The sequence below is a fragment of the Streptomyces sp. NPDC107521 genome (assembly GCF_055598485.1).
This window is the reverse complement of sequence record NZ_JBVKAT010000033.1, coordinates 34,692-59,941: the sequence shown is the minus strand read 5'-3', so window position 1 is coordinate 59,941 and position 25,250 is coordinate 34,692. Positions and strand designations below refer to the sequence as shown.

24 protein-coding genes and 1 pseudogene are annotated in these 25,250 nt (G+C 72.6%); 11 read left to right on the top strand and 14 right to left on the bottom strand.

Annotated elements, in window-relative coordinates:
- Nucleotides 1-208: 208 nt before the first annotated feature.
- The gene (locus ACZ7LB_RS31060) at nucleotides 209-1,990 is read right to left on the bottom strand and encodes an acyl-CoA dehydrogenase family protein (RefSeq protein WP_471472899.1); all 1,782 of its coding nucleotides are present in this window, start codon (nucleotides 1,988-1,990) and stop codon (nucleotides 209-211) included.
- A 100-nt stretch (nucleotides 1,991-2,090) separates the two neighbouring features.
- On the opposite strand from ACZ7LB_RS31060, the gene ACZ7LB_RS31055 reads away from it, so the two are divergent.
- A complete protein-coding gene (locus ACZ7LB_RS31055) occupies nucleotides 2,091-3,230 on the top strand; it encodes a YihY/virulence factor BrkB family protein (RefSeq protein WP_471472897.1) in 1,140 nt (379 codons plus the stop codon).
- A 256-nt stretch (nucleotides 3,231-3,486) separates the two neighbouring features.
- Here ACZ7LB_RS31055 and ACZ7LB_RS31050 read toward each other — a convergent pair whose 3' ends face one another.
- Nucleotides 3,487-4,677: an alpha/beta hydrolase gene (locus ACZ7LB_RS31050; RefSeq protein WP_471472895.1), complete on the bottom strand. Its 1,191-nt coding sequence runs from the start codon at nucleotides 4,675-4,677 to the stop codon at nucleotides 3,487-3,489.
- Nucleotides 4,678-5,465: 788 nt separating this feature from the next.
- Between ACZ7LB_RS31050 and ACZ7LB_RS31045 the strand changes: the two genes are divergently transcribed.
- Nucleotides 5,466-6,038 carry a dihydrofolate reductase family protein gene (locus ACZ7LB_RS31045; protein WP_471472893.1) on the top strand — a complete coding sequence of 191 codons (573 nt, stop codon included), beginning with the start codon at nucleotides 5,466-5,468 and terminating at the stop codon, nucleotides 6,036-6,038.
- A gap of 59 nt (nucleotides 6,039-6,097) precedes the next feature.
- Nucleotides 6,098-6,892, top strand: a complete 795-nt coding sequence (locus ACZ7LB_RS31040; RefSeq protein ID WP_471472891.1) for a hypothetical protein — start codon at nucleotides 6,098-6,100, stop codon at nucleotides 6,890-6,892.
- Between the two features lie 18 nt (nucleotides 6,893-6,910).
- On the opposite strand, the gene ACZ7LB_RS31035 is transcribed toward ACZ7LB_RS31040, so the two are convergent.
- From ACZ7LB_RS31035 to ACZ7LB_RS31025, 3 genes are all read right to left on the bottom strand, one after another.
- Complete coding sequence (locus ACZ7LB_RS31035) at nucleotides 6,911-7,978, bottom strand: DUF5954 family protein (RefSeq protein ID WP_471472889.1); 1,068 nt, start codon at nucleotides 7,976-7,978, stop codon at nucleotides 6,911-6,913.
- Between the two features lie 329 nt (nucleotides 7,979-8,307).
- Complete coding sequence (locus ACZ7LB_RS31030; protein WP_471472887.1) at nucleotides 8,308-8,451, bottom strand: hypothetical protein; 144 nt, start codon at nucleotides 8,449-8,451, stop codon at nucleotides 8,308-8,310.
- 708 nt (nucleotides 8,452-9,159) lie between these two features.
- Nucleotides 9,160-11,490, bottom strand: a complete 2,331-nt coding sequence (locus tag ACZ7LB_RS31025) for an ATP-binding protein (RefSeq protein WP_471472885.1) — start codon at nucleotides 11,488-11,490, stop codon at nucleotides 9,160-9,162.
- Between the two features lie 299 nt (nucleotides 11,491-11,789).
- On the opposite strand from ACZ7LB_RS31025, the gene ACZ7LB_RS31020 reads away from it, so the two are divergent.
- From ACZ7LB_RS31020 to ACZ7LB_RS31010, 3 genes are all read left to right on the top strand, one after another.
- On the top strand, nucleotides 11,790-12,284 hold the full coding sequence (locus ACZ7LB_RS31020) for a hypothetical protein (protein WP_471472883.1): 495 nt from the start codon (nucleotides 11,790-11,792) through the stop codon (nucleotides 12,282-12,284).
- Nucleotides 12,285-12,355: 71 nt separating this feature from the next.
- Nucleotides 12,356-12,895 carry a hypothetical protein gene (locus tag ACZ7LB_RS31015; RefSeq protein ID WP_471472881.1) on the top strand — a complete coding sequence of 180 codons (540 nt, stop codon included), beginning with the start codon at nucleotides 12,356-12,358 and terminating at the stop codon, nucleotides 12,893-12,895.
- Nucleotides 12,889-15,699: a ribosome-inactivating family protein gene (locus ACZ7LB_RS31010; RefSeq protein WP_471472879.1), complete on the top strand. Its 2,811-nt coding sequence runs from the start codon at nucleotides 12,889-12,891 to the stop codon at nucleotides 15,697-15,699. Before ACZ7LB_RS31015 ends, ACZ7LB_RS31010 begins: the two co-directional genes overlap by 7 nt.
- 82 nt (nucleotides 15,700-15,781) lie before the next feature.
- Here ACZ7LB_RS31010 and ACZ7LB_RS31005 read toward each other — a convergent pair whose 3' ends face one another.
- The 5 genes from ACZ7LB_RS31005 to ACZ7LB_RS30985 all read right to left on the bottom strand — a co-directional run bounded on the left by ACZ7LB_RS31005 (nucleotide 15,782) and on the right by ACZ7LB_RS30985 (nucleotide 18,081).
- On the bottom strand, nucleotides 15,782-15,961 hold the full coding sequence (locus ACZ7LB_RS31005; protein ID WP_471472877.1) for a DUF397 domain-containing protein: 180 nt from the start codon (nucleotides 15,959-15,961) through the stop codon (nucleotides 15,782-15,784).
- A gap of 156 nt (nucleotides 15,962-16,117) precedes the next feature.
- Nucleotides 16,118-16,303: a DUF397 domain-containing protein gene (locus ACZ7LB_RS31000; protein WP_471472875.1), complete on the bottom strand. Its 186-nt coding sequence runs from the start codon at nucleotides 16,301-16,303 to the stop codon at nucleotides 16,118-16,120.
- 12 nt (nucleotides 16,304-16,315) lie between these two features.
- A complete protein-coding gene (locus ACZ7LB_RS30995) occupies nucleotides 16,316-17,170 on the bottom strand; it encodes a helix-turn-helix domain-containing protein (RefSeq protein WP_471472874.1) in 855 nt (284 codons plus the stop codon).
- Nucleotides 17,171-17,177: 7 nt separating this feature from the next.
- Nucleotides 17,178-17,702 (bottom strand): DUF6879 family protein, encoded by a 525-nt coding sequence (locus tag ACZ7LB_RS30990; protein WP_471472872.1) that lies wholly within the window; start codon nucleotides 17,700-17,702, stop codon nucleotides 17,178-17,180.
- Nucleotides 17,662-18,081, bottom strand: coding sequence for a hypothetical protein (locus ACZ7LB_RS30985; RefSeq protein WP_471472870.1), 420 nt, complete (start codon nucleotides 18,079-18,081; stop codon nucleotides 17,662-17,664). Before ACZ7LB_RS30985 ends, ACZ7LB_RS30990 begins: the two co-directional genes overlap by 41 nt.
- 182 nt (nucleotides 18,082-18,263) lie before the next feature.
- Between ACZ7LB_RS30985 and ACZ7LB_RS30980 the strand changes: the two genes are divergently transcribed.
- From ACZ7LB_RS30980 to ACZ7LB_RS30965, 4 genes and pseudogenes are all read left to right on the top strand, one after another.
- Nucleotides 18,264-18,632 (top strand): hypothetical protein, encoded by a 369-nt coding sequence (locus ACZ7LB_RS30980; protein ID WP_471472868.1) that lies wholly within the window; start codon nucleotides 18,264-18,266, stop codon nucleotides 18,630-18,632.
- Nucleotides 18,633-18,755: 123 nt separating this feature from the next.
- Nucleotides 18,756-19,664 (top strand): radical SAM/SPASM domain-containing protein, encoded by a 909-nt coding sequence (locus ACZ7LB_RS30975; protein ID WP_471472866.1) that lies wholly within the window; start codon nucleotides 18,756-18,758, stop codon nucleotides 19,662-19,664.
- 7 nt (nucleotides 19,665-19,671) lie between these two features.
- Entirely contained in the window at nucleotides 19,672-20,475 is an 804-nt protein-coding gene (locus ACZ7LB_RS30970; protein ID WP_471472864.1) for a hypothetical protein, read from the top strand.
- A 111-nt stretch (nucleotides 20,476-20,586) separates the two neighbouring features.
- Nucleotides 20,587-20,811 (top strand): annotated as a pseudogene (locus ACZ7LB_RS30965) (IS30 family transposase); the annotation flags it as partial.
- Between the two features lie 165 nt (nucleotides 20,812-20,976).
- Here ACZ7LB_RS30965 and ACZ7LB_RS30960 read toward each other — a convergent pair.
- Nucleotides 20,977-21,216 carry a DUF397 domain-containing protein gene (locus ACZ7LB_RS30960; protein ID WP_471472862.1) on the bottom strand — a complete coding sequence of 80 codons (240 nt, stop codon included), beginning with the start codon at nucleotides 21,214-21,216 and terminating at the stop codon, nucleotides 20,977-20,979.
- Nucleotides 21,213-22,031: a helix-turn-helix domain-containing protein gene (locus ACZ7LB_RS30955; protein ID WP_471472905.1), complete on the bottom strand. Its 819-nt coding sequence runs from the start codon at nucleotides 22,029-22,031 to the stop codon at nucleotides 21,213-21,215. The genes ACZ7LB_RS30960 and ACZ7LB_RS30955 overlap by 4 nt, the downstream gene beginning before the upstream one ends.
- Nucleotides 22,032-22,254: 223 nt before the next feature.
- On the opposite strand from ACZ7LB_RS30955, the gene ACZ7LB_RS30950 reads away from it, so the two are divergent.
- Nucleotides 22,255-22,671, top strand: a complete 417-nt coding sequence (locus ACZ7LB_RS30950; RefSeq protein WP_471472860.1) for an ATP-binding protein — start codon at nucleotides 22,255-22,257, stop codon at nucleotides 22,669-22,671.
- Between the two features lie 157 nt (nucleotides 22,672-22,828).
- Here ACZ7LB_RS30950 and ACZ7LB_RS30945 read toward each other — a convergent pair whose 3' ends face one another.
- Both ACZ7LB_RS30945 and mmuM read right to left on the bottom strand, forming a co-directional pair.
- Nucleotides 22,829-23,698: a glycoside hydrolase family 19 protein gene (locus tag ACZ7LB_RS30945; protein WP_471472903.1), complete on the bottom strand. Its 870-nt coding sequence runs from the start codon at nucleotides 23,696-23,698 to the stop codon at nucleotides 22,829-22,831.
- 270 nt (nucleotides 23,699-23,968) lie between these two features.
- Entirely contained in the window at nucleotides 23,969-24,907 is a 939-nt protein-coding gene (mmuM, locus tag ACZ7LB_RS30940) for a homocysteine S-methyltransferase (RefSeq protein WP_471472858.1), read from the bottom strand.
- Nucleotides 24,908-25,250 lie beyond the last annotated feature (343 nt).

The following is a 25,250-nucleotide window of genomic DNA, read 5'->3' as shown; positions in this document are numbered from 1 at the left end:
TACGGCCCCTACGGCCCCTACGGCCCCTACGGCCCCTACGGCCCCTACGGCCCCTACGGCCCCTACGGCCCCTACGGCCCCTACGGCCCCTACGGAGTCACACGGCCGGGGACGCCGACCGTTCCGCCGCCGGGGCACCCGCGGGGGCCCACCCGGGGAAGCCGCTGCCCCCACCTGGGGAAGCCGGTGCCCTCACCCCCGGCCCGGCTCAGTCCCCGTCCGCCTCCGCGCGGGCCACCACCGACGCCAGGTCCAGCGTGGGCGGGGCCGTGCCGAAGGTGGTGCCGCCGTCGTGGCCCAGGCGCGTGGCGCAGAAGAGGTCCGCGACCCCGGGCGGCGCGTACCGGACCAGCAGGGTGCCCTGGAGCACCAGGGCCAGGCGTTCCGCCAGCCGCCGGGCGTGGCCCGCCGCGTCGCCGAGGTCGGCCAGGGCCGTCAGCAGACCGCCGATCGCGGCGTCCAGCCGGTGGTCGGCGCCCCGGGCCGCGCCCATCTCCGTCAGGCAGGCGTCCAGCGCGAGCGGTTCACGGCCGAGGACGTGCGCGACGGCGAGGGCCCGGGCGCCGCCCGCCCCCGACCACGACGGGTCCGGCCACGCCCCGCGCACCAGCCGGGGCATGCCGGACTCCTCGGTGTACCCCTCCGGGCCCAGGCACTCGGCGGCCTCCGCCACCAGCGGCGCGCACCGCTTGGCCATCCAGTACTCGGCGGCCGGGCCCGCCAGCCGCAGCAGGGCGCGTTCGCGCTCGTCACCCCCGTCGGCGGCGTCGCGGGCCGCCGCCAGCCGCAGCGCCAGCGCGGTCGCCGCCTCCGACTCGACGGCCAGGTCGGCGAGGACGTTGCGGGTCGGGGACCGGTCGGCGAGCCGCCCGCCGGGCACCTCCCGGTCCCGGCAGTGGCGCACGGCCCGCTCCACCGCCTCCCGCATCAGCCCCGCCGACACGGTGACGCGGTCCAGTCCCGCCGCCGCGGCCACGGCCCCGACGAGGCCGGCCCCGTCCCCCTCCGTGCCCAGCCGGTGGGCGAGCGTCCCCGCGAACGCGACCTCGGCGGTGGCGCCGGAGCGGCTGCCGGGGGTGTCCCGGAGCCGCTGGATCGGGAAGGGGTTGCGGGAGCCGTCCGGCAGCACCCGGGGCACGAGGAAGCACGTCGGCCCGCCCGGCGCCCGCGCCAGCACCAGGAAACCGTCCGACATCGGCGCCGGGCAGAACGGCAGGCGGCCGGTGAGCGCGTAGGCGCCGTCCGCGGACAGGGGCCGGGCGGTGAGCGGACCGTCCTCCGGGGCGCCGCCCGCCGTGCCGCCCGCCGCTCCCGCCGCTCCCGCCGAGCCGCCCGCCGCGCGGCCCCAGGCGCCCGCGCCGGAGCCGCCGGGACCGGCACCAGGACCGGTTCCGGCACCCGCACCCGCCCCGAATCCGGCATCGACACCGGCACCCAGCCCGACACCGACGCCGAGCAGCGCCCCGGCCTTGGCCGTCACGGGCCGCAGCTCCCGGTCGTGGACGCGGGAGGTCAGCGGCGCCTCCCAGACGGCGGCCGTGGCGGGGTCGGCGCACAGCGCGGGGACCGCCGCGTGGGTCAGCGACGGCGGGCGGCACACCCCCGGGTCGACCCGGCCCCAGAGGAACAGCGCGGCGGCCCGCCGCACCTGCCCGCCCGGCCGTCCCCGGGGAGCCGTGAGGCCCGAGGCGACGGCCTTGCCCAGCAGCCGGTGCCACGCCGGAGGGAACTCGACCTCGTCGGTCCGGTGGCCGTAGCGGTCGTGGGTGCGCGGCACCGGAGGTTCCCGGTCGGCCCGCTCGGCCCATTCCCGTACCTGGTCCGAGCCGCAGGCGCGCCCCAGTTCGGCGAGTTCGGTCCGGGCGCGCGGCAACGGGCCGGGCGGCAGATGCCGTTCGACGGCCTCCGTGAGGGCCCGGTCGGTGGAGTACAGGTCGCGGCCGGTGGGCGGAGGGGGCCGGTTCGTCACGGTACGGGTGCTGCCTGCCATGACGGCGAACCTACCGCGCGGCCCGGCGCGGGGGGTTCCGGGCGGGGCCGGGGAGGTCCGCCGGACGAGTGCGGGGTCCCGCGGCGGATAACGTTGGGGCGTGCAGCCAGCAAGTGACACCCCCGAACGGCCCTCCGGCCGGCTCCACCGTGCCCGGGCCATGTACCGGAACGTCTCCAAACGCAGGACCGCCTGGCTGCTGCTCAAGGACACGGTGAACTCCTGCATGGAGTACCGCATTCTGGGCCTCGCCGCCGAGGCGGCGTTCTTCACCCTGCTGTCGGTGCCGCCGCTGCTGCTCAGCCTCCTGGGGCTGCTCGGCTACGTCGACCTGTGGATCGGCGCCGACACCACGGCGAGCCTGCGCGACAACATCCTGGACGCCTCGCGCACGGTCCTGTCCGAGCGGGGCGTCAAGCAGATCACCGAGCCGATACTCGACGACGTGATGAAGGGCGGCCGGCCCGACGTCATCTCCATCGGCTTCCTGTTCGCCCTCTGGTCGGGCTCCCGCGCGGTGAACGTCTTCATCGACACCATCACCGTGATGTACGGCCTCGACGGGGTGCGGGGGATCGTCCGGACCAGGCTGCTGGCGTTCCTGCTGTTCCTGGTGGCGCTGCTGATCGGGTCCGTCGCGCTGCCGCTGATGGTGGCCGGCCCCGACGCGGTGGTCCGGGTCGTGCCGTGGTCGACGACGGTGGTGCAGGTGCTCTACTGGCCCGTCGTCATCGTGCTGTCGGTGGCGTTCCTGACCACGCTGTACCACGTCTCGGTGCCGGTGCGTTCGCCGTGGCTTGAGGACGTGCCGGGCGCGCTGGTCGCCCTGGCGATGTGGGTGCTCGGAAGCTTCCTGCTGCGCATCTACCTGACCAGTACGGTCGAGGGGCCGACCATCTACGGCTCCCTGGCGGCGCCCGTCGCCGTGCTGTTGTGGATCGGTGTGTCCGCCTTCGCGGTCCTGGTGGGCGCGGCCGTGAACGCCGCCATCGACCGGGTCTGGCCGGCCACGGCCACGGCCGCCGCCCGCGAGTCCAACGAGCGGCTGCGGCAGGCGCAGGTCGCGGAGTACGTGGCCCGCGCCGCCGCGAGCGGGGAGTCGGACCCCGACATGCCGTCCGAGTTCCCCGAGCGCTGGTCCCGCTTCCTGCCCCCGGAGGACGTCACGGCCCGACTGCGCGGCCACCCGAAGCAGCCGCCCCGGGACCCGGGCAAGCCGGGCAACCCCGAGGCGTCCTAGTGACCTGAGTCAGAGATTCTTCGTCAGATCGCGGCCATCAGCCGGATGCCGTGAGGTCGGCAGGTCCGGCCCGGCCTGCTGACATTCGGCCTTCGGTACGCCGGGCAGCTCGCGAGAACTACCCGAACATCTCTGACTCAGGTCACCAGGGCCTCTCGTTTGGATCACGCCGGGCTCGCGGGGTCCGGCCCGATCCAAACGAAAGACCCAGCCGCTGTCGCGTGTCCCGCCCCGCCGCGCGCTCCGGAGGAAGGGGTCAGACCAGGAAGTCGAGCAGGATCTGCCGGCTGGTCTGGGAGGTGAGGCTGCCGTAGGCATCGTCGAAGGCGTGCTCGGCGAAGGGCAGTTCCCTGACCTCGGCGGGGACGCCGTGCTTCCTGAGCGCGTCTCCGAAGCCGATGACGGTCGCGGGGCGGGCGCTGCGGTCGCGGTCCCCGACCACGAGCAGGGTGCGGGGCAGTCCGGGCCCGAGGTCGGAGACCGGTGACACCTCGCGGTAGCGGTCCGGGTACCGCCGCGGCGTGCCGCCGGTGAACATCTCCGCCGCCTCCCGGGTCCCGGCCACGTCGTCCTCCCACATCCGGGTCACGTCGGTGCCGGGGTAGAAGCCGACCACGGAGGCCGGGGGCTCGGGGGCGGCGCCCTCGGAGGGCTTGATGGTGCCGTTGTGCAGTCGGTAGGCGGCGTTCATGGCCAGGGTGCCGCCCGCCGACATGCCGCCGAGCGAGACCCGCGCGCCGTCGACGCCGTACGCGTCGGCGTTCCGCCGCACCCAGCCCAGGGCGGAGACGAGGTCCTGGGGAGCCTTGTCCCAGGTCGGCCGGCCGGGACCGGCCAGCCGGTAGTCGACGGCGAAGACCGCTACGCCGTGGTCGGCGAGCCAGCGGCCGGTGCCGCGCAGGTCGCTCCTGTCGAAGGTGTGGAAGCCGCCGGCGTGGGCGAGCACGACGGCCGGGGTCCTCTTGCCCGGCGTCTTCGCGGGCAGGTAGGCGTCGACCCGGAGCGGCTCGCCGCCGGGGCTCGCGTACGTCTCGGTCGTGTCCGGCCGGGCCGCCGGGTAGGCGAGTTCGGTGAACACGTCGCCCAGCGAGATGTCGGCCCCGGCGTCCCGGGCGGCCCGGAACTGGACGCCGCCGATGACCAGCGCGCCCAGGGCGCACAGCGTGGTGACGACGGTGACCACGCGTCCCCAGCGCACCAGCCCGGCGCGCCGGGCCAGCACCGCGAACACGGCCGCGAGCAGGGCCAGCAGGGCCGTGTGGAAGGGGTACTGGCCGCCCAGGACCGGTCCGATCACCCCCGCCTTGGGGATGGCCGGGACATAGGCGCCGAGGACGATCGCGAGCACCGGGAACGCGAGGAAGGAGGCCACCGCGGCGGCGACGGCCCGCAGGATCCGGACCGTCCGGCCGACGGGCGCGGCGGGGCTTCTGGGCGGGGTGGTCATGGTGCACTCCTGGCGGGTGGCGGGTGGCGGGTGGCGGGTGGCGGGTGGCGGGTGGCGGGTGGCGGGTGGCGGGTGGCGCGGGGGCGCGGGGGCGGGTTATTCCGCCCGCAGGACGGGCGGCGGGCCGCGGGCGCCCCGGCACCCGTACGGGGCGGCGGGAACCCGCTCACACCGGAAACGTACGAACCGGGCACCCGCCCCGGCTTCCCGCCTGGGAGCCAACCTCCGGCCTGGCTCCCAGGTAGGGGGTCCGCTGGGGCTGGATCCGGAGCGGGTGCGTGGGCCAAGGGCCGGGAGCAGGGCGCCGGGTGACGGGTGACGGGTGACGGGGGCGCGGGGGCCGGGGACACCCGGGGAGACCGGAGTGGGGCCGCCCCGGGAGGGCCGGAGCGGCGGCGGGCCGGAGCCGACCGGGCCACGGGGCACCGGGGCGCCACGGTGACCGAAGCCGAGCACGCCGGGACGCCGAGGAGGAGGGGAGGCCGGAGTGGTGGGGGCGGCGGCGACGCCGGGACGACAGGTATGAGTCCGCCCCGGCCCGGCCACGAGTCCGTTCCGGCCCACGGGATCCCCGCCACCCGGCCCCGCCCGGTGACCGCCGCCCGGACCGGCCCGGTTCGCGCCCTCTTCCGCCCCCCGACGCCCCGTCCGGTGGAAGGACCGCGCCGGGACCGATGAGTTCCGCGCCGACGGGCGGTCCGATCTACGGTGGGTGCGCCCCGGGCCGCGCGGGCGGACGGGGGCGCCCGGCCGGCCCGTGCCCCGCACCGCGAGCGTGAGGAAACCCGATGCGCACCCTGATCAGCACCGCCTTCGTCTCCGTCGACGGCGTCATGGAGGCACCCGGCGGCGAGCCGGGCTACCGGAACTCCGGATGGACCTTCCGGTACACCGAGTTCCTGCCCGAGGCGTTCGAGATCAAGGGCCGGGAGCAGGAGGAGGCCACGGCGATGCTCATGGGCCGGACCAGCTACGAGGCGTTCAGCCCGGTCTGGCCAGGCATGGAGGAGTTCGCCGGCTACCGGTCGATGCCCGAGTACGTCGTCTCCACCACCCTCACCGACGCCGATCTGGTGACGGACTGGGGCGACATCACCGTCCTGCGCTCCGTCGAGGACGTCGCCGCGCTGAAGGAGACCCCGGGCGGCCCGGTCATCCTGCACGGCAGCGCCGCCCTGGGCCGGGCCCTGTCCGACGCCGGCCTGATCGACCGCTACCACCTGCTCGTCTTCCCGCTGCTGCTCGGCGCGGGCAAGCGGCTGTTCAGCGCGGCGGACAGGGACGTGCGGAGGCTGCGCCCGGTCGAACACGAGGTGTACGCCAACGGCTTGCAGAAGCAGGTGTTCGATGTGGTCCGCTGACCGGGGGAAGCGTGTCCCGAAGGGCATCCCGCCGCCGGGCCGTGCGGCAGGATGGCGATATGACTCACGGTCGTACGGCCCGCCGCTCGCGGGCACTGCCGCTGCTTCTGCTCGCACCCCTGCTGATGGCCGCCTGCGGCACCGGGAAGGGGGACGTCCCGGTGGGGGCGGTCGTGAGCCCGGCCGCCGGTGACACGTCCGCCAACGACACGTCCGCCGACGGCACCGCTGCCGGTGACGCGTCCGCCGACGGCACCGCCGCCCATGACGCGTCCGCCGGTCACGGGGCCGCCCGGTCCGACGGGAACGGCGCCCCGGCCGCCGGAGTGGCCGAGCGCGCCGAGGCCCTGGGGGTGGCGCCCGATCTGGTGTACACCACCGCGGTGCCCGGCTTCACCCTGGTCCGGCAGTCCGTCGGGGTGATCGGGGACGACGGGTTCTCGGCCACCTACGCCGATTCCCGGTCGGGCGCCACGATCCTGCTCACCGTCGAACGGCTCCCGTTCACCGACGCCGACTGCGCCGGGCAGCTCCCGGGTGACTTCTCCGGCGCCCCCGGCACCGCGGCCTCCTGCGAGCGCGAGGGCGCCGGCCTGCACTACCGCACCGCCGGTGAGCGCCACGAGTACGTGCGGACCGAGGGCGACCACCGCATCCGCGTCACCGCCGAGCGGAGCGCCGTTCCCCGGGAGGTCCTGCGGGCCGCCGCCCGCGGCGCGCACCGCCCGGACGCAGCCGAGGCGGCGGACCGGCTGCCGCCGCCCCGGCCGGAGGCCACCGTGCCCGTGGAGCGGGGCGACCTGCCGCCCGTGGGCGACGGCGCCCCCGACAACCACGTGGACGCGGGCGGCTGACGAGGCCCCCGGGGCGCCTCAGCGGCCCTCGCCCGCGGCGCCGCTCCCGGCTCTCGGATCCGGCTCGGCCTCGTGGTGGACGACGCCGTCCTCGTCCATCGTCGGGTGCATCTTCATCGGCCCGTAGTCGTCGATGTCCGAGGGACGCGGCGGCTCCGGGCCGTCCGGCCCGACCCGCATCAGCCGCTCGACCCGGCAGACGCGGAACACCCGGTCCTGCACCCGCGCCTCGTCGGCCCGGCCCCGCGCCCGGTACTCCTCTGCGGCCCGGCCGTACACCGCCTTCCTGGCCTCGCCGTACTCGTAGAGCATGGCCCAGATCTCGGACATGCCGGCGTACAGGGCGCGCCGGGCGTCGTGCGGGGAGGTGTGCAGGCCCCCGGCGGGCCGCCAGACGCCGCCCGGCCCGCGCTCGACCGAGCCGAAGGTCGTCGGCAGCAGCACGATCTCCGGGTGGGTGGCGGCGGCCCGCTCGGAGTCGGCGCGCATGGCCGACGGGAACCGGTTCCCCCTGTACGTGAACTCCCGCAGCCCCGCCTGGGTCGCGTAGGCCACGACGCCGGCCGCCCGGTCGGGGTCGAGCACGAAGCCGGGGTCGGGGGAGGGGCTGGACGGGGTGCGCGGTTCCCAGGACGGGTCCAGGGGCTCCGGGTCGGTGGGCCGGGGCGGCTCCAGCCCCCGCTCGCCGCTGCGCGCGAACTCGTCGCCGCGCACCACCCGGTAGCGGATGCCCAGGGCCTCCACCTCGTCGACCGGTTCGCGCTCCATCACCGAGACGACGGAGAGCAGTTCGCGCCGCACCGCCCGGTCGTCGGTGTCGTCCTTCGCCATGAACCAGAGGTGGGAGTGGAGCCCGTCCCGGGCCATCTGCGGGGTCCCGTCGACCACCGGTTTGAGCAGCCGCCACTCGGGACCGGCCGCCGGGTCCTGCGCCGCGACCCCGAACACGGGCCCGCGCAGGGAGAATCCGGGGTAGCGCACGGAGGCCTCCACCGCGTCGGCCTCGCGCACCCAGTCGGTGGGGTCGTCGCGGCGCACCAACTCGGCGTGGAGCGTTCGGATGCGTTGCTGCCAGTCATGGGACATGCACACATTGTGGCGTGCCGTCATATGCCCACGGGTGCAATCCGGCCCAACGGGCCCGAATGCGGCGCCACTTGCCGGACCGGGGCGGGACGGCGGCACGGGAGAGGGCGGGAGCGGCGGCGCGGACCCGGGTCCCGTCCCGCCCCGGGGCGCGGCCTGCGTCACCGTGGCCGTGTCGCGGCCGCGAGCGCCTCGCCGCCGCCGAAGCCGGCGGCCGTGCACGCGAAACGCCGGACCGGGAGAGCCCGGCCCGGCGTTTCGTCGGGTTTCTCGGGGCGGCCGTGTGATCGGCGGTGTCGCGACGGCCTCCCGCATTCCTTCCGGCGCGGTTACGGAGCCAGGGGGAGGCACACGGCGTAGACCGTGAAGGAGGCGTTGAAGGGGCCCTTGCTGTAGGTCACCCGCCACGCGGTCCCGTTGACCGGGTAGGACTGGTACCGGTCGGTGGTGACGGTTCCCGATGTCGAGGTCATCCTCCACCCGCCACCCGTGATGACGGATCCCGCCGGGCAGGTCGCTGTTCCGGAGCCGCCTTGCCCCGTGATCGTGTAGTCCTCCTGGACGATCACGGTCGGCAGGACCGCGCCGGCCGGCCCCGCCGGTCCTGCCGGGCCTTCGGGTCCCGTTGCCCCCGCGGGTCCGGCAGGGCCGGCAGGACCGGCAGGGCCGGCAGGACCCTCGGGTCCCACCGGTCCGGGGGGTCCGGCCGGTCCGGGGGGTCCCGGGGGGCCGGGCTGTCCGGGACAGGTGTGCGGGCAATTGCCGGACTCCCCGCCGTAGCCGTCGTCACCGCCCGGTGTCTGCCCCATCGCGGCGGGTGCCGTCAGCAGCGTCGCCGCCAGTACGGGCATGGCGGCGCGCCGCAGAAGGGCACCGTATTTCCGTCTCATCGCGTCCTCCGAGAGAGAATTCGGCTTCCGTTCTCGGAGCCGCACGCCGACTTTATGCACACGCACGGACAATATTCAGAAATAACCGCAAATCGGCGTTTCATGCATTTGTCTTATTTGCACACCTAAGGTCGTGTTCTTTCAGTGGTGCACCGGTGGTGTTCCGGCGCCCCCGTCCCGTGCCGGTCCCCGGCCGGGGCGGGACGGGGCGGGACGGGGCGGCCGGGAGGCGCCGAGCGATGACCGTGCTGCCCGCCGCCGCGGCGACGCGTTCCACCGTGCCCGCCGGGCTCATTCCGCGGGGAGCGGTGCGTCGAGCAGCCGGAGTTCCGCCACGGCGTCGGCCTGCCGGGGGCTGCGGTGCTCGGTGAGCCGGCGGAGCGCGGCGTCCAGGGCCGCACGGGCCTCCGGGAGGCGGCCGAGGCGGCGGAGCACCGTTCCCAGTTCGAGGTGGACGGGGCCGCTCCAGGCCGGCATGTCGGCCGCCTCGAACGCGGCGAGGGCCTCCCGCAGCGGCTCCTCGGCCTCCTGCCACCGGCCGAGCGCGGCCAGGTCGTTGCCGAGGTGCTGGAGGGTGGACGCCCGGTAGAGGGTGAGCACGTCGGGGGAGAGGCCGGGAACACCCTCGCGGCAGATCCCGGTGCTGCGGCGGTGGATGACCAGGGCCTCCTCGGCCCGGCCCTGGTGACGCAGGGTCCCGCCGAGGGCGTTGAGGGCGGACAGTTCGGCGAGCCTGCCCTGGGGCGTGGTGTTCCCGCTGTGACAGGCGATGGACCGCCGGAACCCCGCCACGGCCTCCTCCGTCCGGCCGAGGTGGCGCAGCGCGCTGGCCTCGTATCCCAGCGCCCAGCCCGTCTGGAGCGCGTCGCCGCTCTCGCGGGCGGCCCGGTGGGCGGCGCGCGCGGCCTCCAGCGCGGCGCGGTGGTCGTGGACGCACAGGTTGTGGGCCCAGGCGAGGTAGTTGAGGTGGGTGGCCTCCTCCCGGCGGTCGCCCAGGGAACGGGCCGCGTCGGCGGCCCGCCGGAACACCTCCACCCATTGCTCCCAGTGCTGTGTGCGGTCGGAGAACCAGTGCATCGCCTCGGCCGTGTCGATCACCGTCCGGTGCCATCCGGCGTCCTGGGCGTGGCCGAGGGAGGCGAGCCACTGCGCCCGCTCCTCCTCCAGCCAGGCCCGCGCCTCGTCCAGGCCGACGGGGGCGGTGGCCGGGTCGGGGTCGGGGGCGCCGTCCGCGTTCCCGTGCCGCAGGGCGTCGAAGCGGAGCCCGGCCGCCGTCGCGCGGGCCAGCGTCCAGCGCGCGGCCCGGTCCAGGGCGGCCCCGGCGGCCCCGGGCCCGTCCTCCTCGGCCACCAGTTCGGCGGCGAACAGCCCCAGGAGGTCGTGGAACCGGTAGCGCTCGGCCGAGGTGTCGGTCTGGAGGAGTCCGCGGTCGGCCAGCTCCTCCAGCCGCAGTTCCGCCTCGCGCACCGTCGTCCCGGCCAGCAGGGCGGCGGTCCGGGGGCCGAAGTCCGGCCTGGCGGCCAGCGCGGAGCGGCGCAGCAGGGTCCGGGAGACGGGGTCGAGCTGCCGGTAGGACAGGGCGAAGGTGGCCCTCACCTGGAGGTCCCCGGCCCGGAGCAGGTCCAGTCGGCGTTCCTCGCGGGCCAGTTGGCCGACGAGCCGGTCCAGGCGCTCCCGGGGCCGGCCGGCCAGCCGCTGCCCGGCGATCCGGACGGCCAGCGGAAGGTGCCCGCACAGGTCGGCCAGATCGCGCGCCGCCTGGGCCTCCCGGCCGACCCGCTCGGGGCCGATGATCCGGGTCAGCAGTTCCACGGACTCCTCGCGGCGCAGCAGGGGGAGGTCGATCCGGTGCACCGCCTCCAGGCCGGTGAGGGCGCTCCGGCTGGTGACGAGGGTGAGCGCGGCGCCGGTCCCGGGCAGCAGGGGGCGCAGTTGGTCCTCGTCGGCGGCGTTGTCCAGCACCAACAGCAGACGGCGGTCCGCGAGGACGGAGCGGAGCAGGCCGGAGCGCTCCTGCGTGCCGTGGGGGACGGCATGGGCGTCGACGCCCAGCGCCCGCAGGAGGGTGGCCAGCGCCTCCCGCGGCCCGGCCGGTGCCGCGTCCATGCCCCGCAGGTCGAGGAAGAGCTGTCCGCCGGGGAAGAGCGGGGCGAGGGCGTGGGCGGCGTGGATGCCGAACGCCGTCTTGCCGAGGCCGGGTTGGCCGGAGACGACGACCACGTGCGGGTGCGCGGTGTCCGCTTCCCCGGCCAGGCCGAGCACGGCGGCCAGCGCCCGTTCCCGTGCGGTGAAGTCTCGCGTGTCGCGCGGCAGTTGCAGCGGGAGCGGCACGGGCGGGGAGGTGGGGTTCCCGGGGGCGGCGGCCGGGCGGTCGCGGGCCCGGCCCCGGGCGGCGGCGGCCTCCAGCGCCCGGGCCTCCTCGGCACCCAACGCCAGCCCCCGGGCGAGCAGTTCGACGGTGCGCCGGTGCGGTCCCCGGGTACGGCCCCGTTCCATGTCGGCCAGCGCGCGCACGCTCACCTCCGCGGTGTGGGCGAGCCGTTCCTGACTGAACCCGGCGCGCAGCCGCAGCCCCCGCAGGAGTTCGCCGAACGCGTGTGACACAGGTGCTTCGCTGCTCACGGACCGGCCCCTTCTCTGCTGTGCCGCGGCCGGCACCACCGGCAGAAGTATCCCGGAAGCCCGAACCTGCCGGTGATTCCGCCTGGTTCGGGCCGCGCCGTGTTGGTGGACTTGCCGGAGGACCGCCCGGACCGCGGGCCGGGAAGCGGACGGCCGCGTGCCGTCGGAACCCTTCCCGGCCGGCCGATCGCGGTCCGTTCGTTCACCGAGGACAGCGGAAGGCAGGTACGTCATGGACGGGGGGTCGCGTCATGCGCTTCTCCAGGCGTGAGGGGGGCCGTCGGAGGCGGGTCGCCTCGATGGCACTGGCGGTCGTCTGCTCGGCCGGGGCGGTGCTGGGGGCCCAGCTCCTGGTGTCCGCCGCCCAGGGGCGGGAGACACCGCGGGTGGAGGAGGCCGGTCCGGCCGGTGTGGGGGAGTGGGAAGGGGCGTTCATGCTCTACGAGCCCGTCTGGACCACCGCGCACATCTACCAGAAGGGCCTGAACATCCCGGAGGCGGACACGGGCCTGGTCGTCTCCTACGTCGGCCCGGCCGCACGCAACCCCGGCAAGCAGGGCGACTGGATCGGCATCTACGAACACGGGCGGATCGACAAGGCCCACCGCAAGGACTGGGACTGGGTCTGCCCGAACGAGCACGCCCGCTGCATGTCGTTCGGCTCCGCCATCGTGCCCGCGGGCAACGACGGCCTGGAGTCGGGCAAGAAGTACACCGTCGCCTACTGGCTCGACGACGCGAGCGAGTCGAGCGGGACCCCAGCCGTCACCGTCGACTACGTCGTGCCCTGGTGACCCGCGCCCCGGGCGGCTTTGAGCGCCGTCCCCCAGCCCCGTCCGATTCCTCCGGAAGAGGTTCCTCCCCCATGAGTTCCCCCACGCGTCGCGAGAGACGACGACGCGGATTGCTGCACGCCGCGGCCACCGTCCTCTGCTCCGCGCTGGCCGTCACCGGCACCCAGCTCCTGCTGCCGCAGGCGGCGGAGGGCGCGGGCACCGCGTCGGTCCGGCGCGGCCTCGCGGCGGGTTCCCACCCGAGCGACGGCTTCGACATCATCGACGCGACCTGGACCACGGCGCACATCATCGAGAAGGGCATCCTGCACGCCAAGGACACCGGCCTGGTGGTGACCTACCTGGCACCCGCCGGCCGGAATCCGGGCCAGCGGGGCGACTGGGTCGGCATCTACGAGCAGGGGCAGCTCGACACCCAGCACCGCAGGGACTGGGACTGGGTCTGCCCGAACGAGCACGCGCGCTGCATGGCGTACGGCGCAGCCGCGATCCCCGCCGGGGACGACGGGCTCCAGTCCGGCAGGACCTACACCGTCGCCTACTGGGCCGACGGTGCCAACGAGTCGAGCGGGGCCCCGGCCGCGACGATCGACTACGTGGTGCCGTGGTGACCCCGCGGGCCGGGGCGCGCGGCCGGCGCCCGCGCGGCGCCGCAGCCCGCCGCCTCCTCGCGATCCTCCTCGCCCTCCTGGCCACCGTCACGGTCCTCGGCACGCCCGCCGGGGCGCAGGACGAGGAGGACGACGTGGCCGACGTCTACCTGCATCTCGTGCGGGAGATCGAGGAGGCGGCCCGGGGCGCGGAGCACCCGGCCCCGAACGGGCAGTGGGCGGCGAACGCGACGACCTCCCGGTCGGCCCCGGCGCGGGCCATGCCCTACGACCTCGCCCGCCCGGCCCCGTTCACCCGTGACGGCTACGCCCTGGTCAGCCTCGACCGGCTGCGCAGCAGCGCCAACATGCCGTCGGTCAGCCTGGTCATCGACCTCGGCAGCATGTACGTGATGGGCTTCTACCAGTTCGGGCTCGGTACCTACCGGTTCTTCCACTTCGACGAGTTCGACCCGGCCGTCCTGCCCGCGGGGTTCTTCGGCGCGGTCCACGACCAGGTCCAGGCGCACAATCTGCACTACGAGAGCCGGTACGCCGCGATGGGCGGCCAGAACGTCTGGCAGCGGACCATCGCCGGGCACGACCTGCACACCGCCGTCCAGCAGCTCGCCTACGCCACGCCCACCGCCGCGAGCATGAACGCCCTGGGCACCCACCTCGTCAACCTGATCATGCCGTTGGCGGAGGGATCGCGGTTCAACAACATCAGGGGCGCGTTCCACACGGCGCTGGTGGAGGGCGTGGGCTGGTACGCGGCCGACTACGAGCCGTACATCACCAACTGGTCCCCCATGTCGAGGGTCATCCGTGATGGCTTCTCCTACACCGTGGACATCGACGGCCGGCCCGTCACCCAGTACCTCAGCGTGCTGAGGGCCAACATCAACATCCTCCACCGACCCGAGGGGAGCGGGCCCGCCCAGATGTGCTCGGGCAGCGGGGCCTCCGACTGCGTCACCTCCCTCGCCTCCGGTAACCGTCTCGGCGCCCGGTCCGGCCTGCCGGACTGGACCGGGGCCGGCTACCGGGGCGGCCGGGCGCTGCCCGGACACCAGGAGTACACGGCGGACCAGGCCTGCCGGATCGGCCCGGAGGAACTCGCCGCGACGTACGGGGTGGAGCCCGACGACGGCGTGGACGACTCCGGCGGACTGCAACGCGCGATCGACGACATCCGCGGCCGGTGCGGCGGGGCCAACTTCGACCGCCTGTCACTGATCACCCTGCCCGCCGGGCGGCTCGACGTCACCCGGCAGATCGCCGTGGACGCCGACTACCTGGTGATCCGCGGACAGGGCAGCGACCCGGCCCGCGGCCAGGTCACCCGCATCGTGTTCCGTCCCGGCGCCGACACCCGCTACGACACGCTGACCAGGGACGGAAGCCGCTGGGACCCGGACGCGATGACGTACGAGTCCGGCGCCGACACCGCCAAGGGGGGATGGATCTGGCCGGGCCGCGGGCTGTTCCGCGTCCAGACCCGCGAGGTCGCCCCGCGCTACGCCGACGAGTGGGCCGCCGCCCCGGCCAACCGCAAGGACCTCTACGAGGGTTCGGTCAACCAGCACTGGGCGTCGGGCGTGAAGGTGCGCGGAGCGGCCGGTGACCCGGCCCACGCCGCCAGGGAGGGCGGCCGGGTCATCCACCTGGACGCCAAGGCCGACATGGCACGGTTCCCGGTCGGCGGCCACCTCTGGGTGGGCGCCGCGAACAGCCGCGCCTTCTACGCGCTCCAGGAGGCCACGGACGAGACGCGCTACGAGAACCTGCACATGCGCCAGCAGGTCTTCCGCATCAGCGCGGTGGACGCCGGCAACCGCACGGTCACCATCGACAAGCCCCTGGAGTTCGACCTCCCCGTCGACTCCACCTCCGACGGCTCCGCGCCGATCGGCGGCAGCGTCTACACCAGCAAGGTGACCCCGCTGCGGATGGTGGTGGGCGTCGGCTTCGAGAACTTCGCCTTCACCCAGGAGATGCCGGGCCTGGACCGCGCGCAGGCGAAGAACAACTACGGGAACATGGCACCCGAGTCCGCGATGAACGGCCTCGTCTTCAAGTGGGCCGCGGACTCCTGGGCCCGCGGTGTGCGCGCCGAGATGACGGGCTCGCACCCCATCGTCACCGAGGTCGCCAAGAACCTCCAGTTCGAGCAGAACCACCTGGACGGCGCCTGGAACAAGGGCAAGGGCGGCAACGGCTACTTCCGCGGCAGCCGCGTCTGGGACTCCCTCTACGCCTACAACACCACCCGCAACCTGCGCCACTTCACCCTCCAGTGGTCCTCCTCGGGCAACGTCGTCTACGCCAACGACTTCGACTCGGACCTGAACCTGCACGGAGGCTGGGAACGCCGCAACCTGTTCGAGAAGAACACCGTGCGGGTGCCGTACGAGCACTACTCGGGCAACTGCACGGCCCGTTGCGGCGGTGAGGGCGGCGAGATCGAGGCCGGCACCTGGTACCCGATCTGGTGGGCTGCCGGGGAGAAGGCGTCGAAGTGGGCCGGTTCCTCCGGGCCGCAGAACGTCTTCCACGACAACGTCCTCACCAAGCAGCTCGTCCCCGGCGGGCCCTACGTGGAGTACCTGCCGTACAGCAGGTCGGGGAGCGGCACCCAGCCGGTCCACCAGTTCGGCTCCGCCGCGCAGGATCCGGGCCGCTTCCGGCACCTCACGCGCAACGGCGCCCCGCTCGACGACTGGAACGGCAACGAGACGGAGGACTACTCCAGCGGTGACGCGGGAGTGGACACCTCCCACACCGCGCCGGGTGCCTCGGTGTTCCTGAGGAACCCCGGGTAACGGGCACGGTCCGGGACCGCCTCGCGGCGGGATCGCGAAAGGGGGCTCTTCGGAGCCCCCTTGGTGCCGTTGTGCGGGTGGTTCAGTGGTGGGTGAGGAAGGCGGTCCAGGCGTGGGGGGCGACGGTGATGTGGGGGGCGGTGTCGGGGTTCTTGGAGTCGCGGATGTGCACGGCGGAGGGATGGGCGGCTACCTCTACGCACGCGCCGCCTTCGCTGCCGCTGTGGCTGGACTTGAACCACTGGAGGTTGGTGCCGCTCATGCCTCCCAGGAGATGGTCCAGCAGGTCCCTCGAATCCTCGGCGTTGAGGGCCTGTGTCCACGACAGCGCATGCTTCTGGGCATCGGCAAGCGGTAGCTGAGGTGGCTCGGCCCCTCCCGGCCCTGGGGGCCGGATCCCACAAGTGATGACGTAGTGCTACTGAGACGCCTGCCTCGTCGCCTCGATGAACCGGCTCCAGGCGGCCGGATTGAGACTCAGGCGAGCCCCTTCATGGCGTTTGGTGTCCCTCACCATCACCCTCTGTGAATCGTTGTCGGCCACCTCGACGCAACTGTCGGACTTGGTGTAGGTGCTGGTGCGCCAGTTGGGTTCGATTGTCAAGTTGATCGTCCCCTAGCCGGTCGCCATGCGGGCAAAGTGCTGGATTGCGGCCAGTATCAGGTCCCTGGCGGTCTGCCCGTACACCGCAGCCCGCCTGTGAGACTCGAACACCCTCATGTAGATGTCGATCTCCCGCGGCTGAGTCACGACCATTTCTGCGGAGAACGTCTCCACCATGACGCGCTTGTCGTCAAACACCACGAAGCCGTGCCCGATCCACGTGTTGAGCAGCGCAGAACGCGGGACGATGCCCAGGCTGAGCCGCGGGAGCGCCAGAACGGCCAATAGCCGGTCGAGCTGGGCTCTCATCACCCCGGAGCCACCGTGGTTCGAGTAGAGGGCCTGCTCGCCAAGGAGGACGTTGAAGATCCGATCGCCCTGGTACAGGTACTGCTGTCGTTCGAGCCGCTTCGCCACGGCGGCTTCCATGTCCCCTGGGGTGTCGTACAGGCGTGACACCTCATCGAAGATGGCCTTGGCGTACTCGGCGGTCTGGAGCGTGCCCCAGACGACGTTCGGTTCCCAGATGCGGAAGACCTTGGTCTTCCTGTAGAGCGGTAGGGACTGCTTCTGGCGTCCTTCGGCCCCGGTCTGGAGCAGTCGCCGCCACTCCAACCACAGCTCGTCAATGTGGCGGACCGTCGCGATGAGGTCGTGGACTTCGGCTTCGTGCCCAGTCTTCTGGCACCAGACACGGATGTCGGCCTCGGAAGCGTTCTGCTTGCCGTTCTCGATGCGAGAGACCTTGGATTCCTGCCAACCGGTCGCAGCGGCGAAGGCCCGGCCGCTGCTGAATCCCGCGTCCTTGCGGAATCCACGCAGCCGGGCTCCCAACGCCTCTCGCGTCTCTTGTGCTTGGTTGTTCACGGAAGGATCAAGGCTTGTACTCGGAGTGGGGAACGGCGGAGGCCCAGAGCAGATCCCGCACACGGACGCATTCGGCGACGACGGCAGGGGTGTCGATCAGCTCGTTCCCGATGAACCGTCCTGAGTCGTTGAAGTGCCCCACGGCGATGATCGAGTCATCGAACAGCCACCAGTCATTTCCGCCTACGGGGAAGGCCAACCCCTCGGGCAACCGGTGCCGTGGATACCACCTGACGGACTCGCCGGCCTCCTCGTTGACGTGTGCTGTGACGTACTCCCACTGGATGTACGGAGTGTGCGGTTCGGTGACGACTCGCACCCGACGCATGGACTTGCCTGCGCCGGTGACGCGCCTTACGAGCTGCGTCCACGGCTCCATGTACGAGTGGTCCAGGGGCTCGCCTCGAAGCCAGCTCGCGTAGGGGCCGTCCTCTACCGGGACTGAGTAGTCGTCCCTCAGCTCCAGATGGAAGGCGCCGTGCTCACAGCTGTCAAACAGCTGGTTGCGCTCGGCGCTGGAGATCAGCTCCACGCGGTTCCTCCAGTAGCGCGGTGATCGCGGCCCTGGGGACCTCGACCACGGTCTCGTAGTCCGGGATTTCCATCTGTGCCAGTGCCTCGGTGTCGGTCACCTCCTGGCCCTGCACAACGTACGTACCTCCAGGAGTGAGGACCATAAGGGGGTCCTCAAGGCGCTTGAACTCTTTGGAGGGAAGCCCGTCTTTCGTCAGGTGTTCGAACAGCTCGGTGGGCACCTCCACGGCCGTCTCGCCCTCGCGGATGGTGAGCTGCATCAGCAGGTCATTCGCGAGGATCTTCCAGCCCTGGACGAGGTACGTGTCCCGATCCGTGGCGTAGAGAGTCGGGCACTCTCCCCCTTGGGAGTTCTTACCAAGGAACCGTAGCTTCATGGCTGCTCTCCTGTCCGCTGCCTTGCGCTGGATTGCGCGGCCCTCCAAGCGTCGAGTAGAGGTTCTATGCCGTCAATCTTCCCACCGCAAACTGGTGCAATCTTCTTGGGACTTGGGCGCCAGCCCCTCTACGTTCACCTTCGGACCCAACCCGCTGAGGCGGCACCGAGGGGAGAGTCGTGGTGGCCAGCATGACCGAGGCACGTGAAGCAGCTGGGATCGACAGCTTGGCGCTCGACGTCGACACGTTCGGGGACACCGTCACTCTGGTTCAGCTCATGGAGCTGAGCACGTCGACCCGATCAGACATCGACGCCAGGACCAACGAACTCGTCAGCCACCTGTGTGAGCTGCTGGCCGAGGACATGTGGGAGGGCGACGAGGAGACGAGCAAGCTGTTCGGCAAGGCGTACAGGCATCTGATGCTGTCCAAGCGGCCCACCCCGGAGACGTCCGCCTACGACGCCTTCACCTTCATGCGGAAGACGGCGACTCACGCTGATGCACTGCTGAGGGTCTATGCGGCGAAGAACGGGACTGGCCCACAGTGAGAGCCGTCCTTCGATACGTGCTCGCCCTGGAGGACAAGGTCCAGGACGGCCCGAGCGCCACCAGGGCGAGCCCTGCAACACGCATCACCTCGAAATCGGAAAAGACGAACGAGAGGTAAGCGAATGACCGCCATTGCAGAGGCGCCAGTCACCAAGAACACGGGCACGTGCGGCCTGGTCTGGCTGGACCTCACCCGGATGTGTCAGCTCAAGTGCCGCCACTGCCACAACCATTCCGGGTCGGACGGGACGCACGGCACCATGACCGCCGAGGACTGGACGCGGGTCCTCAACGAGACCGCAGCGGCCGGCATTCCCCAGGTCCAGTTCACCGGGGGCGAGGTCACCATGCACCCCGACGCGCCGTCCCTGATCGAGCACGCGCTGAAGCTCGGCCTGGACGTCGAGGTGTACAGCAACATGGTTCACCTGAGCGAGGACTGGTGGAAGCTGCTTCGGCGGAAGGGCGTCAGCCTGGCCACGTCGTACTACGGCTCGGAGGACGCGCACAACGCAGTCACCGGGCGGAACAGTCACGCCCGCACCCGCGCGAACATCGTGAAGGCGGTGACGAACAAGATCCCGATCCGCGTCTCCGTGATCGTCTCCGGCCCCTCTGACACCGGCGACGAGACCCGGCGGGAGCTTCGGGCCCTGGGTGTCCGTACCATTCACGTCGACCACGTCAGGCCCTTCGGACGCGCGGCGAACGGACAGGAGCAGTGCACGGACGGTCTCTGCGGGCGGTGCGGGGACGGGCGGGCGTCCGTCGCTCCGGATGGCAAGGTGTCGCCGTGCGTGTTCTCGACCTGGATGGGCGTGGGGAACGTTCAGGATGCGCCGCTCGGCGCTATCCTCGGCGGCCCGGAGATGGCACAGGCCAACGCGACCATCCGACAGGGGCGGGATCTCAGCATCTCGTACAGTTGCGGCCCCGACAGTCCCTGCGGCCCGGACAACGACAGCGGTGGCGGCGACGAAAGCGAGTGCTCGCCGGGCTTCCCCGGTAGTTCGTGCTCCCCGAGGAACTGAAAGGCACATGGACACCAACCGCCCCGAATCCGCAATCCGACCTCTCATCCGGGAGCACACGGGCCCGGTGATCGCGATCCGTCGGACCGAACACGGCAACAGCTCAGATCTGACCGCCATCGTCGAGTGCGAGAACGGCCCTTTCTTCATCAAGGCTGTCCGCAATCGGCCCGGCGGTCGGCGGGACTCCCTCGTCAGGGAGCGGATGATCGATGCCGCCCTTGTCCACATCGCACCGCCCCTGTTGTGGGATGTGGACGCCGAAGACTGGTTGGTCCTGGGCTACGAAGTGGTCGACGGCCGGTCGGCCGACTTCGCGCCCGACTCGCCGGATCTTCCCCTGGTGGTCGACACCCTCGCGCAGATTGGTCGCGTGCCCCTTCCGGCGTTCGCCCGAGACTGGACGGAGAGCCGGTGGGACCGGTTCGCCGCGGACGGTTCGGAAGCCGAGCTGTTCCGGGGTGACTCGCTTCTCTACACGGACATCAACCCGCACAACCTGCTCGTACAGGGATGGCGCGCCTGGGCCGTGGATTGGGCGTGGCCGACCAAGGGGGCCGGGTTCATCGATCCTGCGCTTCTGGTTCTCCAGCTCATCGCGGCCGGTCACACCCCGGCGAGCGCAGAGAAGTGGGCGGCCCAGTTGCCCGCGTGGCACAGGGCGGCTGCGGGGGAAATCAACGCCTTCGCCGCCGCCAACCTGCGGATGTACGGCGCGTTTGCCGAGCGGAAGCCGGATGAGGACTGGCTGAAGTCCATGGTCGCCGCATGCGAGGCGTGGACCGGCTATCGGGGCATCACCGCCACATGAATCAAGCGCGAACTGCCGAAGGGACGCCCGCCGTGTCCCAGAAGCCGGACGACCCCCCACACTGAACTTGGGTTCTAGTGGTTGTCGCAACACCCCAGCTCAAGGGGTGCGATGGACGTCGAGATCCGAGGAGACCGGACTCCGCAAGGTCCCAGGAAGCCGTCACGGGAGCGGGAGGCATGCTCCCGGCTCGTGCAGCAGGGATACAGCAACACCGCGGCGTGCCGGATCGTCGGCGTTGACCGCAGGTCGGGCAACAAGTGCCGCAACGGCCGCAGTGCCGACGGGCGGCAGAAGGCGGCACCACCGATCCACGTGGTGGTGCCGCCTTCCGGGACGGTGTCCCGTCGAGCGGTGTAGCAGCGATCTCTGCATAGCCCCTTGAACCACCAGATCGTCTCGCAGGCCGTGGTCATCGCCACCGGCATCACTGAGGACGGCGGCGCCGGTGACGCGAAAGGGGGCTCTTCGGAGCCCCCTTGGTGCCGTTGTGCGGGTGGTTCAGTGGTGGGTGAGGAAGGTGGTCCAGGCGTGGGGGGCGACGGTGATGTGGGGGGCGGTGTCGGGGTTCTTGGAGTCGCGGATGTGCACGGCGGAGGGGTGGGCGGCTACCTCTACGCAGTCGCCGCCGTCGCTGCCGCTGTACGTGGACTTGCGCCAGTCGTAGGCGACCTCCAGGCAGTTGCCGCCGTCGCTGCCGCTGTAGCTCGACTTGAACCACCGAAGTGCGGTGCTGCTCATTGGTCTCCTAGCAAACGTCCCAACAGGTTCCTCGTATCTTCGGGGTTGAGGGCCTGTGATCGCAGCATCCCACACCTCTGGGTGAGGATCGCCACCTCATCGGGATTGGCGATCAACTGACTGCCCCGCTGTGTCTCCGTGTAGGCCAAGCGCTGGTAGTCGGGTGTCTCCAGAAGGACGAAGGGACCGTCCAGTGCCGCGTGAGCGGTGCGGCCCAGGGGAAGAACCTGGATGGTGAGGCCGGGCAGCTCCGAGTACTCCAGCAGATGCTTGATCTGCTCCCTGTAGACCGTGCTGCCTCCGAGGCGGTCGTGCAGCACTGCCTCCCAGACGATGAAGCAGGTGATCGGTGGCTCGGGGCGATGGAAGATGGCCTGGCGCTCTCTGCGGGCCGCCACATGCAGTTCTGCCTCTTCCTCACTGAGCCGGGGCACGCGGCTGTGAAACACGGCTCGTGCGTATTCCGCTGTCTGGAGCAGTCCCGGCAGCACTTGGTTCTCGTAGGACGAGATGGCGATGGCCTCGCGCTCGCAGTCGAGGTACTCCTCCGCCCAGAGCGGGATGAGGTCGATCTCCGGCATCCTGCTGAGGGCAGTGGACAGCGCCCCCTTCGTGTCCAGCAGCTCGTCCAACTGCTCCGCCAGGTCGGACTTGAGGGGGCGGCGGCCCTGTTCGATGGAGGCGATCTGCTGCTCGCCGACGACGAAGCGCTCCCCGAGCGCCTTCTGGGTGAGTCCGGCGTTCTGCCGGTACAGGGCGAGCAGCGCGCCCACCATCTTCATCGCGGAGGCGTTCCTCCGCGCCGCGGTTGCCATGAGATCGAACTCCCCGTCGACGTGCCTGCGTTCACTTTCCCGCAGCCGTACAGCGCCCCTGTACGGACGTGCGCTCTGTTCCATGATGGGCACAGAGCGTGACTCTGGTCTCGTGAACTGCGAGAATCAACCCCCGTCCCTCCGTGAACACTTCTACCTCCGCAGTCGGCGGTCCGTGCCCGCCGCCCGGAGGTTCGCCCGTGCGGCGCTGACGGACTGGGACGTGCGCGAACGTGTCGACGAGGCGCTGCTCTGCGTCAGCGAACTCGTCACCAACGCCCTGCTGCACGGAGTGCCGCCCGGCCGGGGCCTGCTGCTGCGGCTGCTGCTGGGCGACGGCGTGCTCCGCGTGGAGGTGCACGACAGCGGCGACGGCGTACCGGCGATGCCGGTGATCAACCTGCGGGAGCCGGTGGAGGGCGGCCGGGGCCTGTTCCTGGTGTCGCTGGTGTCGGACGCCTGGGGGGTGGCGGAGCGGCGCCCCGGAAAGATCGTGTGGTGCGAGTTCGCGCTGGTGGAGGCGCGGGCGGCCCCCGACGCCGTGCCCACGCTCGCCGCTCCCGCGACCGTGCCCCCGCTCGCGGCCCCGTCCGCCGCGGACGGCGCCTGCGAGGTGGTGCGGACGGGGTCCGATCGTTGATCCCGTGACGGGTCGTCGAGGGCCGGCGGAGGTGGTGCGGGAGCCGACGGCGCTCCTGCTGCCGGGACCGGGACCGGGGCCGGGGCCGGGGCCGGGGGTCGGCCCGGTCCCGGCTCCAAGGAACCGGGACCGGGCCGGGATTCGGGCGCGACCCGCGTCAGCAGGTGAGCCCGGACCCCGGCGCCGTGCCGACGATCGCGGTGATCCGCTCGTACCGGGCGACCCTCGACGCCACCGACTCCGGGTTGCCGCCGTCGCACTCCAGTGCTCCGTTGAGGGAGCGGATGGTCTGGCCGAAGCCCGCGCCGCCGACCATCGCCTCGTGCGAGGTCATCGTGCCGGGGCCGTTCTGGGTGTTCCAGTACCAGAGGGCGGTCTGCCAGGCCACCGACGGGTCGCGCTCCACCATCCAGGGGTCGTTCAGCAGATCCAGGCCGAGCGCGTCACCGGCGGCCTTGTAGTTGAAGTTCCAGCTGAACATGATCGGGCCGCGGCCGTAGTACGCCTTCTGTCCCGCCGGGCAGCCGTAGGGCTGGCTGTAGTCGCACTTGCGCCAGTAGTTGTCCTCGTTGATCTCCTTGACGTACCGCAGCCCGACCGACTCGAAGTCCGCGTGCGTCAGGAAGGCGGCGGCCTCCCGCGCCCGGGTCTGGGGCGTGCCCGTGTTGGCGAAGCGCGGGTAGGCGTGGAGCGCGTCGATCAGCCCCTGGTACGTGTAGAAGGGGTTGCGCTCCGGGAAGATGGCGTCGAACTGCGCCTCGCTGATGACGAAGTCCGACATCCCTCCGGCGCAGGCGCCCCGGTCGGCCCAGACGCCGGTGGCGCCCGGATTCTCGTTCTGCGTCCACCACTTGGCGCTCCAGTTGCGCCCGTGGTGGGAGACGGTGCCTCCGGACGGGTAGGCGGTGGTGGCGCTCCACGGCGCCGCGCAGGCGGGCGGGTCCCCGGCCGCCGCGGCGGGGGCGGCGGTGGAGACCCCGGCGGGGAGGAAGGCGGCCGTGGCGACGACGGCGCCCAGTACGGTCAGGAACCTCTTGATGCGTTTCAGCGCTGCTCACTCCTTCGGCGCGGCGCGCCGAGCACCTCGGCGGGCCCACATGACGTGCCGTCACTCAATCCTTATTGGTCTGGACCTGTCAAGGTCTGGACCAGTCATGCGCGGGGTCCGGAGGCGGACGGTTCCCGTCCGCCTCCCCGCGCCGCGCGCCCGGCACCGGCGGTCACGCTCCCTCCGTCTGCCGCGCGGTCCACGCGGAGCCCCCGTCGTGGACCCGCTGACATGTGACGAGCCGTCAAGTCAGGCATGGGGCAAGGCCCGACGGGCGTTCTCGTCCGCGATCCGGCGGACGGTTTCCGGGCCCACCCGGCAGCAGCCGCCCAGGAGCCGGGCGCCGGCCGCCCGCCAGGCGCGCACCCGCTCCGGGGTGAAGGAGGACCGCCCGGTCCAGGCGCCGGCCGCCGCGTCCCAGGTCTCCCCGCTGTTGGGGTAGGCGACGACGGGCTTGCCGGTGACCCGGGAGGCGGTGGCCACGGCGCCCTCCGCGTCCTCGGGGGCGCAGCAGTTGACGCCGACGGCGATGATCTCGTCGGCGTCGGCGGCCAGGGCGTACGCCTCGTCGAGCGGCTGCCCGGCGCGGGTGCGGTCACCCGCGACGGTGTACGAGAGCCAGGCGGGGACGCCGAGCCCGCACACCGCGCGCAGCAGGGCGACGGCCTCGTCGGTGTCCGGGACGGTCTCCAGGGCCAGCACGTCGGGGCCTGCGGCGGCCAGCGCCTCCAGCCGGGGGCGGTGAAAGCGTTCCAGCTCCGCCGGGGTGAGCCCGTAGCGGCCCCGGTACTCGGAGCCGTCCGCGAGCATCGCGCCGTAGGGACCCGCGGACGCGGCGACCCACAGCGGGCGGTCGGCCCCGGCCCGCCGGGCCGCCTCGCGGGCGAGGTCCAGGCCGAGCGCGAGCAGCCGGGCGGCCTCCTCGCGGCCCGTGCCCCGGCGGGCGAAGCCCTCGAAGGTGGCCTGGTAGGTGGCGGTGATCGCCACGTCGGCGCCCGCCCGGAAGTAGGCGAGGTGCGCGGCGACGACCGCCTCCGGGTCCTCCGCGAGCAGTCGCGCGGACCAGAGTCCGTCGCTCAGGTCGTGCCCGGCCGACTCCAGCTGGTTGGAGAGGCCGCCGTCGAGCACGAGCGGCCCGGCGGCCAGGGCCCCGGCGAAGGAGGGCCGGTGCGGGGTGTCACGGGACATGCCCCCGACGCTAACCGAACCGGACTCCGGCGGCCCCGGCCCCGGTCTCCCGCGTGGCCCCGGCCCCGGTCTCCCGCGTGGCCCCGGCCCCGGTCTCCCGCGTGGCCCCGGCCCCGGTCTCCCGCGTGGCCCCGGGCCGGGTCTCCCACGCCGCTCCGGTACGGGTCTCGCGGGCGGTGCCGGCCCTGGTCCTCGCGCCGTCATGGTCCGGGTCTCCCGGGTGGTCCGGTCCCGGTCCTCGCGCCGCTCCGGCCTCGCTCCTCCTGCCGCCCTGGTCCGGTCCCTCGCGGGGCCCCCGCCCCGGTTCCCGTGCCGCTCGCGCCGCCCGCACGCGCCCGTACCC